This window comes from Aquimarina sp. AWH4_224 (genome assembly GCF_056160245.1).
The window spans coordinates 42,375-54,595 of sequence record NZ_JBSWWU010000019.1 but is presented as its reverse complement, the minus strand read 5'-3'; the positions used below and the strand labels follow the sequence as shown (position 1 = coordinate 54,595).

General features: G+C 34.7%; 13 protein-coding genes and 1 rRNA gene. 10 read left to right on the top strand and 4 right to left on the bottom strand.

The window, feature by feature from the left end:
• Positions 1-75: ribosomal RNA gene (gene rrf / locus ACXAGJ_RS23470) — 5S ribosomal RNA — on the top strand; the annotation flags it as partial.
• A 132-nt stretch (positions 76-207) separates the two neighbouring features.
• Here the strand turns inward: rrf and ACXAGJ_RS23465 are convergent.
• From ACXAGJ_RS23465 to ACXAGJ_RS23455, 3 genes are all read right to left on the bottom strand, one after another.
• Entirely contained in the window at positions 208-654 is a 447-nt protein-coding gene (locus tag ACXAGJ_RS23465; protein WP_474843463.1) for a DinB family protein, read from the bottom strand.
• 148 nt (positions 655-802) lie between these two features.
• Positions 803-982 carry a hypothetical protein gene (locus tag ACXAGJ_RS23460; RefSeq protein ID WP_073322122.1) on the bottom strand — a complete coding sequence of 60 codons (180 nt, stop codon included), beginning with the start codon at positions 980-982 and terminating at the stop codon, positions 803-805.
• Positions 983-1,006: 24 nt separating this feature from the next.
• Positions 1,007-2,629, bottom strand: coding sequence for a hypothetical protein (locus ACXAGJ_RS23455; protein ID WP_474843461.1), 1,623 nt, complete (start codon positions 2,627-2,629; stop codon positions 1,007-1,009).
• 466 nt (positions 2,630-3,095) lie between these two features.
• On the opposite strand from ACXAGJ_RS23455, the gene ACXAGJ_RS23450 reads away from it, so the two are divergent.
• The 4 genes from ACXAGJ_RS23450 to ACXAGJ_RS23435 all read left to right on the top strand — a co-directional run bounded on the left by ACXAGJ_RS23450 (position 3,096) and on the right by ACXAGJ_RS23435 (position 5,670).
• Positions 3,096-4,718 (top strand): helix-turn-helix domain-containing protein, encoded by a 1,623-nt coding sequence (locus ACXAGJ_RS23450; RefSeq protein WP_474843459.1) that lies wholly within the window; start codon positions 3,096-3,098, stop codon positions 4,716-4,718.
• A gap of 101 nt (positions 4,719-4,819) precedes the next feature.
• Positions 4,820-5,065: a hypothetical protein gene (locus ACXAGJ_RS23445; RefSeq protein ID WP_073322113.1), complete on the top strand. Its 246-nt coding sequence runs from the start codon at positions 4,820-4,822 to the stop codon at positions 5,063-5,065.
• 104 nt (positions 5,066-5,169) lie between these two features.
• Complete coding sequence (locus ACXAGJ_RS23440) at positions 5,170-5,376, top strand: hypothetical protein (RefSeq protein ID WP_474843457.1); 207 nt, start codon at positions 5,170-5,172, stop codon at positions 5,374-5,376.
• 54 nt (positions 5,377-5,430) lie between these two features.
• The gene (locus tag ACXAGJ_RS23435) at positions 5,431-5,670 is read left to right on the top strand and encodes a hypothetical protein (protein ID WP_474843455.1); all 240 of its coding nucleotides are present in this window, start codon (positions 5,431-5,433) and stop codon (positions 5,668-5,670) included.
• A 116-nt stretch (positions 5,671-5,786) separates the two neighbouring features.
• On the opposite strand, the gene ACXAGJ_RS23430 is transcribed toward ACXAGJ_RS23435, so the two are convergent.
• Positions 5,787-6,929, bottom strand: a complete 1,143-nt coding sequence (locus tag ACXAGJ_RS23430; RefSeq protein WP_073322104.1) for an acyl-CoA dehydrogenase — start codon at positions 6,927-6,929, stop codon at positions 5,787-5,789.
• Positions 6,930-7,383: 454 nt separating this feature from the next.
• On the opposite strand from ACXAGJ_RS23430, the gene ACXAGJ_RS23425 reads away from it, so the two are divergent.
• The 5 genes from ACXAGJ_RS23425 to ACXAGJ_RS23405 all read left to right on the top strand — a co-directional run bounded on the left by ACXAGJ_RS23425 (position 7,384) and on the right by ACXAGJ_RS23405 (position 12,219).
• Positions 7,384-8,610, top strand: a complete 1,227-nt coding sequence (locus ACXAGJ_RS23425; protein WP_474843452.1) for a Glu/Leu/Phe/Val dehydrogenase dimerization domain-containing protein — start codon at positions 7,384-7,386, stop codon at positions 8,608-8,610.
• 25 nt (positions 8,611-8,635) lie between these two features.
• Positions 8,636-10,162, top strand: coding sequence for a sodium/proton antiporter NhaB (gene nhaB, locus ACXAGJ_RS23420; protein WP_073322098.1), 1,527 nt, complete (start codon positions 8,636-8,638; stop codon positions 10,160-10,162).
• Positions 10,163-10,230: 68 nt separating this feature from the next.
• Positions 10,231-10,929: a MotA/TolQ/ExbB proton channel family protein gene (locus ACXAGJ_RS23415; RefSeq protein ID WP_425290172.1), complete on the top strand. Its 699-nt coding sequence runs from the start codon at positions 10,231-10,233 to the stop codon at positions 10,927-10,929.
• Between the two features lies 1 nt (position 10,930).
• Positions 10,931-11,323: an ExbD/TolR family protein gene (locus tag ACXAGJ_RS23410; protein ID WP_073322092.1), complete on the top strand. Its 393-nt coding sequence runs from the start codon at positions 10,931-10,933 to the stop codon at positions 11,321-11,323.
• A 2-nt stretch (positions 11,324-11,325) separates the two neighbouring features.
• Positions 11,326-12,219, top strand: a complete 894-nt coding sequence (locus tag ACXAGJ_RS23405; RefSeq protein WP_474843450.1) for an energy transducer TonB — start codon at positions 11,326-11,328, stop codon at positions 12,217-12,219.
• The last annotated feature ends 2 nt before the right edge of the window (positions 12,220-12,221 follow it).

Below are 12,221 nucleotides of genomic sequence, written 5' to 3'. Positions count from 1 at the left end.
CCATTCCGAACAGAGTAGTTAAGCCCGTTAGCGCCAATGGTACTACAATCGTGGGAGAGTAGGTCGCCGCCTTCTTTGAAAACCCTCATCACAATCGATGAGGGTTTTTTTATACCCTAAAAAAATATGTAGTTGTAAAAAGATGTAATTAGAGTTTTTAAAGGGTATTTTTTGGTATACAAAAGTTGGATTAAGATCATAAAACGTTTATTGTAATCGTTTTTTGATTAGTTTGATTTGACCTTGATGAGAAATTTCATCAAATAATATGTGTTTATTTAGGTATAGGTGATTACCTATCTTTTCTCCCGCAGGAGTTATCACTTCTTGTTGTAGCCATTCATCTTTAATCATTTCATATTGACTTAATGTTTGTTTTCTAACGTGAAGTAATTCTGATTGATAATATGAAATGGGATTTCCTTGTATTAAGTTTTTATGCATAAAAATTGGCATGGCTGGGGCGTATTTTTCTTTTTCTTCATTATTAAATGGACGTTTGAAGAGGAAATTGAGAACGAATTTGAATTCTAAAGCTGCTATATGCATCAACAGTGTTCCTATACTATTAGCATCTTTATCAAAACGGAAATCTAGATCAGTAACAGAAAGATCTTCTGTTATTCTCACAGTTTCATTTCGAATGTATTCCATTTCACATATAAGATAACCGATTTGATAATCGTAAGTGGAGCATGATTTGAATATAGTCGGGTTCATCACAAAAGAGTTAAAAGAAAAAGGGTCCTAAGAGACCCTTTTTACTTCGTTTTATAATAAAAAGTATAATGTATATTTAAGCTTAACGAGGTCTGTTGATCATATCATCTTTTCCTTTAGAATATATACAATCAATATCCCAGGAAGAAAAGCAATCGCCTAAATGGAAGGTTGCTCCACCTTTAATTTTGGTGGCCTGTAATTTTGATATTTTTTGTTTGTTTAAACTGAGTTCTATTTTTTTACTTTGATTTTTTTTCATGATTATAAATTATTAGTGTTCGTGTTATTTCATTATTAAGCGTAGTCCTTTCCACTCATTCCCTCTTCGTGCTAATCCATAGATATCAACGGATATATATTTGTAGTCTCCTAGGTAATCTAGACTACCCAATGTAGCTTGATAATCAATAGAAAAACTATCTCCTCCATCTGCTGACTTTGCTCCAAGTACAACAGACCAATCAGAATCAAATTTTATTTCTACTTCATCAGTATTGTAATTTCTTTTCATTTCATCAAAATACAAGACATCAATAGTGTTGTTGTTTCTTTGTACAGTCACAACAAAGTCTTTTCTAGAAGAAGAAGCTTGTTTTTTAAGGAAATCTATACCTAGCTTATAGATTTGCTTAATATTGGATTCATTGAAGATATCATAATTTGTAAGTCCGATATCTTGCCCAAAGTATTTACCTAGATAAATGTTAAGTACATTTTCTCCTCTAATATCAAAAAATGGTAGAGCGGTGTTGTTTAATACTTTAATTTTTACCGGCTCATAGATCGAATTGTTGTTTTCTACCAAGAATCTTCCATTGTGCATATATAAAGGAGCGCTGTGGAATTGGTTTAAAGTATTTTGTACATAATTACTTTCGAATGCAATATCTGGAGCCGGAAGATTATAAGTTAAATGTACTTTGTTAATTCCTAATATGATTTCGTCAGAATCTACATTATTCCACCATAACCATCCATCCTCGTGAGTCTCAGCTTCAACTCCTACAGAAGCATAAACTAACCATTCTTGGTTCCAATAGTCTAACTCAAATCTAAATTCGTCATCATTGAAATATTTATGACAATATCTATAGCTTCCAAAAATATTCTGGAACCAGTTTTCTTTTCCTCCATTACAAATATCTAGTCCTTGGATAAGTTGGTTAAGGCCAATCTCTGAATTTCTTGGGTTTTCATTACTACTGCCACTACCGCTTCCTGAGTTGTTTCCGCTACCAGAGCTGCTTCCTCCTCCAGAGTATCCACCGCCTCCGCAAGTATCAAATTCTAATTCAACAGGTCTAACAAAACGATGAACTCCTGATTCCATTTCGGTAATTCCATATTCAGAATCTCTTAATTCACAAATTGCATCGACTTTTGCTAGTTTGTTAAATTTGTTTTGTTGAGCGGCTACTTTTCTCATTTTAGAACTGTCTTCTATTTTAGAGAAGAATAAACCTCTTGGAGTATATTTATAAATGGACTCCCCAACTATAATTTCTTTATCTTCATTAAGTACTGCGGCAAAAAATGGGTCTCCGATCAAATCGTTACCTTGAATAATATCAGTTCTTCCCGCTTGAACTTTCTCTTGTCGTTCTTGTTTGAGTTTTGAAATTAGTTCAACATTGTTTTTGTCTATTATTGGTTTGTGTGATCTAAACCCTCTTTGATATAAGTTTTCAAAAGTGTTTGCTGCAGTACTACGCCCTTCATTTTTTTGATAATTGATAGTTTCAGCTAAATCTTCTTTAGAAGCAAACTTTAGCTTGCCATTCATCATTGAAAAATTACTGTCGTTAATAGATAATTCTTCTTCAAACACCAATTCATCTTTATCGCAAGACAGTAATAGGGTTGATCCTACAAGTAAATAGGAAAATAATTTTACGTGTTTTTTCATTTCTTTATTAAGCATTATTTTAAAAATTGAGTAAAAATGTGACACTATATTTAGTTTAAAGTCGATTATAGTAGTTCGACTTTTTTGCAAAAAATGAGGTAACCTCTTGATGGGATATAGGTTGTTTTCTGATATCCACGGGACAAATGTATTGGCGAGACAACTGTAATTCAAGGCGATCAGGTACGTATTCATGAATATTACCCTTTGTATTCATAAATGTTACCTTACCGTTTTTCGTAGGAATCTCTGATTATTTATGAAATAAAGATGATTTTTGCCTTTCAGATTTTTTTAACATCTATTTTTTTTATATACTTCAAACTTATGTTGGAATAATTGTATTAAAGCTAGCTCCCCCGATTTTAAGATGTATATAAAAAGTATTCGTTTTGGTATTGTATTATGGCTTTGTTTATGGTCAATTGGTTTAAAAGCACAATCCTCAGATAATAATCCACAAAAAATGTTCGATTCATTAAAGTCCAAGACATTTGATGAGTTAGATCAGCTTTTTGACGAAAATAGTGAGGACTCTATTTTAAGTTTTCATATCGCAAGAGAATATTTGGACAAAGCAAAGAATGAAAACGATGTCATACAAACTGCAAGAGCTTACAACTTGTTGTTTAATGTTTATGATTATAGTAACCGAAACAATATAGCTTTACAGTATGCCGATTCTATTATTATCACAACAAAAGATATGGAAACGCATATGCGTTATCCAGCAACCGGATATTTAAAAAAAGGATATGCATTATATGCTTTGGATCGTTATGATGATGCTTTGCAATCCTATTTGATTGCTTTAAAACATGCTGAACGTGTTGAAAATGAGGAGCAAATAGTTGCATTAAAACATAATATCGCCTTGTTGAAGACTAATTTGGGGAAAAATAGAGAAGCATTAATCACTTTTAAGGAAAATTATGATTTTTTAATCAAGGAAGATACCTTAGTAGAGTACCCCATGACCTACGCAGCTACACTGTACAAGTTGGGTGATACTTATAATCGTCTTAAAAAATATGACTCTGCTAGTTATTATTTAAATAAAGGAATTCGATTGAGATTTTCTACGGGGAATGCCGAGTTCTACCCAGATTTGTTATCTGCATATGGAGTAAATAGTTTTTACAGAGAAGCGTATACTGAAGCTAAAGACAGCTTACAAAAAATGCTGGTCACCTCAAGAGAAGATAAGGAAGATGTTAATGTGAAAATTTCTTATTTGTACTTAGCTAAATCCTTACTGAAATTGGGTAAAAAGAAAGAGGGGTTGGATTACCTTTTAAAGGCAGAGTCCGCTACGAATGAATTCAATTATGTTCCTCAAATACATGAGATTTTCACATTGCTTATTGATTATTATCAGGAGAATAAGGATTTAGAGAATCAGCTTAGAATTACCAATAAATTACTTCAATTGGAGCGAACGTTCAATGAAAAGTATGCTCGGTTAAATAATAATATCGTAGAAAAGTATGATATAGCTAGATTGGTGAAAGATAAAAAGGAATTGATCGAAACCATCGATTCTAAAAACAAAATGTCGAGATATAGGTCAATTCTTTTTGGTGTAATTTTATTGTCAATTCTCATATCGTTGTTTTTTTATTTAAAGAAAAGAAGGAATAAGTTTTCCGAAATTTCTGATAAATATACAGAGTTGGTTAATTCGATTGAAAAGAAAAAAGAAGCAACTATTGTTGTAGAAGTTCCAGAAGATATTAAAAAGGAGATTTTGAAAAAGCTTCAAGATTTTGAAAATGATCACAAATACTTGAAAAATAATTTATCCTTGGGTAGTGTTTCAAAAAGTTTAAAAACTAACTCCTCGTACCTATCCAAGGTTATTAATATTGAGAAAGGGAAGAATTTTGCAAATTATATTAATGACCTTCGAATTGATTTTTGCGTGGATCAAATTAAAACGAATAAAAAGTTTAAGCAATATTCGGTAAGATCAATGGCCGGAGAAGTAGGGTTTAACAACATACAGTCATTTGCAAAGGCGTTTTTGAAGCGAAAAGGTTGTAAACCAGCAGAGTTTATAAAAAGTATTGATAATCAAGGGGTTGAATAAGCTTTTATTGGTGAATATTTATGAATGTTAACCAGTTTGGAGCTTTTTTTTTGGAATTCTTCTCTATTTTTGGGGGGTAAAAAGGATGTAATTAGAATATTATGAAAAAACGTAAACAAACAAAAATTGAATTAAAAAAAATTCAAGTCGCAAGACTAGATCGACGAGCGGGAGCATCAATTAAAGGAGGGACTTTGCTATCCTTTATATTATGTGATGAAAGAAATACCGGTAGTTTAAAAACCAAAGTTGGAATAGCAGGGGATGCTTTATGTGAAAGAACTTTTGGTTGTCCATCTGCTGGAAACCAATTATGCAGAGAAAGTGAAGTTGGTAATAAATGTTGATTTATTAAAATAAGTATTTCCAAAGCGGTTAGAGGTATTGTTTGATTTAACTCTAACGCCTTCGGATTTTTTAATTTTTTAAAAATAGTTTTTCGATTAAGAATATGAAAAAGCAAAACAAAACAAAAATTAAGTTAGAAAAAATAAATGTAGCCAGACTTGACAAAGAAATAAAAGGATCTGTAAAGGGAGGTACTTTTATTGTATGTGGTAATGGCCAAGATACTGGTAGTGTGCCTACGGGAATTATATTTTGTAATAATTCTGGTGACGGGATATGTAGAGAAACCGGAGGAATAAACTGTGACTAGAAGTATCGAAAGTTATTGAATAACCCTTAGGATATCTATTAATTTGAATACATCATGAAAAAACAAAATAAAACTAAAATCACACTGAAGAAAATAAATGTAGCAAGGTTGGATAAACGAGCTAAGCAAGGGATAAATGGAGGGACATCTGATTCATTTTTTGTTTGTCCAGATGAAGATACAGGTAGTGTTCGTACTGCAATCATCATTTGTTTGGAAACAAGAGAATGTCTTTCAGGAATTCTTAATGATCCGGTTCTTTGCGGTGATTCTGAGACAGTAGTAATATGCTAAACGTGTTCAATGAGGAAAGACTCTTTTGAAAATTTGTGCTAATTAGTATAGTAATTGAATTAAAAAACCCCAAACTAGTTCTTAGTTTGGGGTTTTAATTATGAGGTGATATCTAATTAATCTCTAAGAACGCTTCTTGAAATTACAATCTTTTGGATTTCGCTAGTACCTTCATAGATTTGAGTGATCTTTGCATCACGCATTAATCGTTCGACATGGTATTCTTTTACGAATCCATTACCACCATGTATCTGTACAGCCTCTACAGCAGTTTCCATAGCGACTTCAGAAGCATAAAGCTTGGCCATAGCTCCAGAAAGGTCATAGCTGTCATGGTTATCTTTATCGATCGCTGCTTTATACACTAACATTCTTGCAGCTTCAATTTTGGTGTGCATATCAGCAAGCTTGAAAGCAATTGCCTGATGATTCATGATTTCAGTTCCAAATGCTTTACGAACTTTAGAATATTCTTTGGCTAATTCATAAGCTCCGGCAGCAATACCTAATGCTTGAGCGGCAATACCGATACGACCTCCTGCCAATGTTTTCATAGCAAATTTAAAACCAAATCCATCTTCACCAATACGGTTTTCTTTAGGTACCTTAACGTCATTAAAAATAAGAGAGTGAGTGTCACTTCCTCTAATTCCTAATTTGTCTTCTTTTGGCCCTATTTCAAAACCTTCCCATCCTTTTTCAACAATAAAGGCATTAATTCCTTTATGTCCCTTTTCTCTATCAGTTTGTGCAATAACTAAGTAATAATCTGCAGAACCTCCATTAGTAATCCAGTTTTTAGTTCCGTTTAATACATAGTGATCTCCTTTGTCTATTGCCGTAGTTTTTTGAGAAGTAGCATCACTACCCGCTTCTGGTTCTGATAAACAAAAAGCACCAATCGATTCACCATTGGTTAATTTGGATAAATATTTTTCTTTTTGTTCTGGCGATCCATATTCATCAAGACCCCAACATACCAAAGAGTTGTTTACTGATACGATTACTGAGCAAGAAGCATCAATCTTTGATAACTCTTCCATAACTAGTACATAAGATAAGGTGTCCATTCCACCTCCACCGTATTCTGGAGAAGCCATCATTCCTAAAAATCCAAGTTCTCCCATTTTTTTAACCTGTTCAGTGGGAAATTCTTGTTTATTATCGCGTTCTATTACTCCAGGTAACAATTCTGCTTTAGCAAAATCACGAGCAGCATCGCGTATCATTAACTGTTCTTCGGATAATTTAAAGTCCATATGTATTGAAAATTTACTGTGCGTGCATAACACGCAATTCCTACTTTTTGATGAAAATAAATCGAGATAACCCCGATATTTTTATTAATTCTACAAATATAGTTGATAATATGATAGTTCTGGTGTTTTTTTTGTTTTTTGATGTAATGAAATTTTAGGGCAAAATAATATCAAAACACGTATGGTCTTATGGGGGAATTTTGAAGCTATTTTGTTTAAGATTGCCAGTTTATTCGGATACGATAATTTTACCTTTATTTTCGTTCTAGGGATATTTAGTTTTTTATATTTGTGAGGTTGCTTTGTAGTAACCTATTAATCTATTCAAAACGCAAAAAAATGACTCAGCGCTGACCTCCGTTTGGAGGATATTTAATTTAACTTTTTACAGACACCATTGGTGTTGTTTTTTTTAAAGAGAGAATTATTGATTTGCTAAATTGAAATTTTAAGAATGAAAGAATTACTAAAAAAGTATGAAAATAAAGCGCCTGAGATAGTTTTTAATTGGAAGGATTCTGAAACCGAAGCCGAAGGCTGGACAGTGATCAATTCTTTACGAGGTGGAGCTGCTGGTGGTGGTACAAGAATGCGAAAAGGATTAGATATGAATGAAGTGCTTTCTTTGGCCAAAACCATGGAAGTAAAGTTCACAGTTTCGGGACCTGAAATTGGAGGTGCAAAATCTGGAATTAACTTCGATCCCAATGATCCAAGAAAAAAAGGAGTGCTTCAGCGTTGGTATAAAGCGGTATCTCCCTTACTGAAGAGTTATTATGGAACAGGAGGAGATCTTAATGTAGATGAAATTCATGAGGTAATCCCAATTACTGAAGAATGTGGAGTTTGGCATCCACAAGAAGGAGTCTTTAATGGGCATTTTCAACCTACGGAGGCGGATAAAATTAATCGAATAGGACAGCTTCGTCAAGGGGTTATTAAAGTTTTGGAGAATACTACCTTTTCACCAGATGTATCCCGTAAGTATACTGTTGCGGATATGATTACAGGATATGGCGTAGCAGAAGCGGTTAGGCATTACTATACCATTTATGGCGGGGATGTCAAGGGGAAAAGAGCTGTAGTCCAAGGTTTTGGAAACGTAGGTTCGGCAGCTGCCTATTATCTATCTGAAATGGGAGCCAAAGTTGTAGGTATTATCGATCATATCGGTGGTCTTATCAAGGAAGATGGGTTCTCTTTTGAAGAAATAAAGGAGTTATATTTAAACAAGAAAGGTAATAAGCTGTATAGTGAAACGTTAATTCCTTTCGAGGAGATGAATGAAAGGATATGGTCATTGCCAACTGAGATTTTTGCACCTTGTGCAGCTTCCAGGTTGATCACCAAGGAACAGATTACACAAATGATTGATTCTGGCTTAGAGGTAATATCCTGTGGGGCAAATGTACCATTTGCCGATAAAGAAATATTTTTTGGGCCTATCATGGAGTATACCGATGAAAAGGTAAGTCTTATTCCAGATTTTATTTCAAATTGCGGTATGGCTAGAGTATTTGCCTATTTTATGGAGCGTAGGGTGCAAATGACGGATGAAGCTATTTTTAAAGATACTTCAGAAACTATAAAAAAAGCAATACAGAGCACTTACGATAGCAAACAAACAAAAGTAAATATAAGTAAAACAGCGTTTGAAATAGCCTTCAAACAGCTGGTATAATATTAATGTATAACCAAGCATCACTATGTTAAAGTATTTTCTAGGAAGTAGTCCGAAATGGTTCAAATTTGTAATGATCGGATTTTTAATTTTTAATGTTTTCTCGTATTTCATATTAGGACCAACCGTAACCGCTTGGGTATTTATAGCGGAGTTTATTTTTACTTTGGCGATGGCGCTAAAATGTTATCCTCTGCAATCAGGGGGGATATTAGCTATAGAAGCACTTGCTTTAGGCCTCACGCATCCTATGTACAAACTCGATCATGGAAAAGTACTTCATGATGAATTAGGAAAAGGAATCAAAGGAGGAGTATTACTCGAAGTTGAGCAAAACCTAGAAGTTATTCTTTTGTTGGTATTCATGGTGGCCGGTATCTACTTTATGAAACCTTTGTTGATGTATATCTTCAGTAAGGTATTTACGAAGATTAAATCAAAAATGATTTTGTCGCTGCTATTTGTATTTCTTGCAGCGGTACTTTCGGCTTTTCTAGATGCCTTAACAGTAACAGCAGTTTTGATTAGTGTTGCTGTTGGATTTTATGGGGTGTATCACAAAATACATTCGGGTTCAGGAGATTATGATGATAGTGGGGTCTTGGATCGAAAAGAACTTAGTGGAGAAACGTTAGAACAATTCAGAAGCTTTTTAAGAAGCTTGGTGATGCATGGTGTTGTAGGTACAGCTTTAGGAGGTGTGTGTACACTTGTAGGTGAGCCTCAAAACTTATTGATTGGTGAGCGAATGGGTTGGGATTTTATTCAGTTTTTCCTGAAAATGGCACCTATATCCTTACCTGTTTTAGGGGCAGGTTTACTTACTACAGTGGTTTTGGAAATGACAGGATCGTTTGGTTTTGGAGCCAAATTACCAGATGTTGCCAGAACAATTATACAGAACTATACAGACGAGGAAGATGCCAATCGATCAGACCGATCTAAATATGGGTTAATTGTTCAAGCGGTTTCTGCTATACTTTTGATCATAGGATTAGCATTACACCTTGCACCAGTTGGATTTATAGGGTTAGCATTGATTATCGTTCAAACGGCCTTTATGGGTATTACAGAAGAGCATCAATTAGGTAAAGCTTTTGAAGAAGCATTACCATTTACGGGACTATTGGTGGTTTTCTTTGTAATTGTTGCGATGATTCATGACCAACATTTATTCACTCCTATTATCGATTGGGCGTTGAAATTAGACCCAAAAGATCAGCCTTCTATGTTTTATGTAGCGAATGGAGTATTATCCATGATCAGTGATAATGTATTCGTTGCTACGGTATATATTGGTGAAGTGAAACAAGCTTTTGATGCGGGTGCTATTACTCGAGAGCAGTTCGAAAACTTAGCTATTGCGATTAACACAGGTACAAATTTACCAAGTGTTGCAACACCTAATGGTCAAGCAGCGTTCTTATTTTTACTAACCTCTTCGTTAGCACCATTAATTGGATTATCATATACCAAAATGGTAAAAATGGCTTTCCCTTATACAATAGTGCTTGGAGGAGTTGGATTATTAGGAGTGATTTATTTATTGTAAATTGGGGATATACTTAACCTACATAAATAACGTTAGTATACTAACACTAAATTAACGAAATCAAAATGATGTATTTATCTATGCTCAGTGCGTTTACCCAAAGTTCTGCACAAGTTGACACAGTAATTGAAGAGAAATCACTCTCTATTATGGACCTTCTGTTAAGTGGAGGGACCGGAGCGATAGTGATTATCGCTATACTTTTTGTTTTGCTCTTTGTAGCAGTTTATATTTACTTTGAAAGACTTTTTGCTATCAAAGCGGCTTCCAAATATGATGAAAGCTTTATGCATCAGATTAGAGATAATGTGGCAAGTGGAAAAATTGAAGCGGCTAAGATTTTATGTGCTCAAACGAATAATCCTGTGGCAAGATTGACCGAGAAAGGTATTTCTAGAATCGGACATCCTCTGGAAGATATTAATAAAGCTATTGAAAATGCAGGGCGTTTGGAGGTCTACAAACTAGAAAAGAATGTAGGTATTTTGGCTACAGTAGCAGGTGCTGCACCTATGATAGGATTCTTAGGAACTGTAATTGGTATGATTTTGGCATTCCATAATTTGGCATCCAGTTCTGGTACTGCAGATATGGGAGTTCTGGCCGAAGGTATTTATACGGCTATGACTACAACCGTTGGTGGTCTTGTAGTAGGTATTGTAGCGTATATAGGATATAATCACTTAGTAGTTCGTACAGATAAAGTGATTCATACTATGGAAGCTCAGGCAGTAGATTTCTTGGACTTGTTGAACGAACCTGCATAGTATGAACTTAAGAGGAAGAAACAAAGTAAGTCCGGAGTTCAGTATGTCGTCGATGACAGATATTGTATTTCTGTTATTGGTGTTTTTTTTACTGACCTCTCCTGCGATAACGCCTGAAGCCTTGGACCTTATATTACCGAAGGCTAAAGGAAAGAGCTCCAACGCGCAAAACATATCGGTAAGTATTACCAATAAATTGCAATATTATGTAGATGACGAGCGTATTACGCAAAGTAGCTTAGAATCAACCTTGATTTCAAGGTTACAAGGACAAAATGAGCCTACTATTATTCTGAGAGCAGAAGAAGGAGTGCCTATAGAACGTGCAGTAGCTGTAATGGATATTGCGAATAGAAATAAATTTAAAGTTATACTGGCGGTGAAACCCGATTGATTATGATAAAGCTGGATACAAAACATAAAAGAAAATCCTTGGTGCTAACGATATTGTTGCACATAGGGATTATCTTGTTACTGTTTTATCTTAGCCTTAGTTACATTGTTCCGGAAGAAGAAAGCGGGATTGCTGTAAATTTTGGTACTACAGCGGTTGGGTCAGGCAAGATACAGCCAAATAAACCCATTAAAACTTCACCAAAGAATACAACACCCGAATCGGCTTCTACAGCTCCCACTCCACAAGAGGATTCACCTGAAATTCAAGAAAAGGTAGCTACTCAAGATTTGGAAGATGCCCCAGTGATTGATAAAAAACCAAAGAAAAAACCTAAAAAGAAGGTTGAAAAGACTAAAGAAGTCCCTAAAAAAACTTCAGATCAAAAGGTTACGAAAAAGACGGTAAAGGAAACACCGAAAAAGGTAGAGGAAAAGAAACCTGATCCTAAACCAGACAAGTCAACGCTGGATATATTGAATAGCTTTTCTAATGGGCCCAAAAATGATGGGACGGCCAAAGGAGGAGAAGGTAACGATAGATCTCCGGGAGATAAAGGAAGTCCGGATGGTGACCCTAATGCCAAAAAGTATTATGGTAACGGAAAAGGGCTAGATGGAGATGGAAATTATCGTTTAGGAGGTCGTAAAGCATTAAATAAAGAAAAGTTCGTTCAGGATTGTAATGAATCCGGTATTGTTGTGGTAAGAATAGAGGTAAATCAAAGCGGAAGAGTAATCAGAGCAACTCCTGGAGTAAAAGGAACAACCAATAGCGCTTCTTGTCTTATGGAACCAGCCAAAAGGGCTGCATTGGCTACCAAGTTCAATAGTGATGCCAAAGCACCAGTAAAACAAGTGGGGACCATTATCTATCAATTTAAACTTTCTGAATAGTA

Coding starts and splice junctions, on each gene's coding strand:
- ACXAGJ_RS23410 (WP_073322092.1), top strand. CDS start 10,931: ATGAACTTAAGAGGAAGAAACAAAGTAAGTCCGGAGTTCAGTATGTCG.
- ACXAGJ_RS23440 (WP_474843457.1), top strand. CDS start 5,170: ATGAAAAAGCAAAACAAAACAAAAATTAAGTTAGAAAAAATAAATGTA.
- ACXAGJ_RS23435 (WP_474843455.1), top strand. CDS start 5,431: ATGAAAAAACAAAATAAAACTAAAATCACACTGAAGAAAATAAATGTA.
- nhaB (WP_073322098.1), top strand. CDS start 8,636: ATGTTAAAGTATTTTCTAGGAAGTAGTCCGAAATGGTTCAAATTTGTA.
- ACXAGJ_RS23405 (WP_474843450.1), top strand. CDS start 11,326: ATGATAAAGCTGGATACAAAACATAAAAGAAAATCCTTGGTGCTAACG.
- ACXAGJ_RS23425 (WP_474843452.1), top strand. CDS start 7,384: ATGAAAGAATTACTAAAAAAGTATGAAAATAAAGCGCCTGAGATAGTT.
- ACXAGJ_RS23415 (WP_425290172.1), top strand. CDS start 10,231: ATGTATTTATCTATGCTCAGTGCGTTTACCCAAAGTTCTGCACAAGTT.
- ACXAGJ_RS23455 (WP_474843461.1), bottom strand. CDS start 2,629: ATGAAAAAACACGTAAAATTATTTTCCTATTTACTTGTAGGATCAACC.
- ACXAGJ_RS23450 (WP_474843459.1), top strand. CDS start 3,096: ATGTTCGATTCATTAAAGTCCAAGACATTTGATGAGTTAGATCAGCTT.
- ACXAGJ_RS23460 (WP_073322122.1), bottom strand. CDS start 982: ATGAAAAAAAATCAAAGTAAAAAAATAGAACTCAGTTTAAACAAACAA.
- ACXAGJ_RS23445 (WP_073322113.1), top strand. CDS start 4,820: ATGAAAAAACGTAAACAAACAAAAATTGAATTAAAAAAAATTCAAGTC.
- ACXAGJ_RS23465 (WP_474843463.1), bottom strand. CDS start 654: ATGGAATACATTCGAAATGAAACTGTGAGAATAACAGAAGATCTTTCT.
- ACXAGJ_RS23430 (WP_073322104.1), bottom strand. CDS start 6,929: ATGGACTTTAAATTATCCGAAGAACAGTTAATGATACGCGATGCTGCT.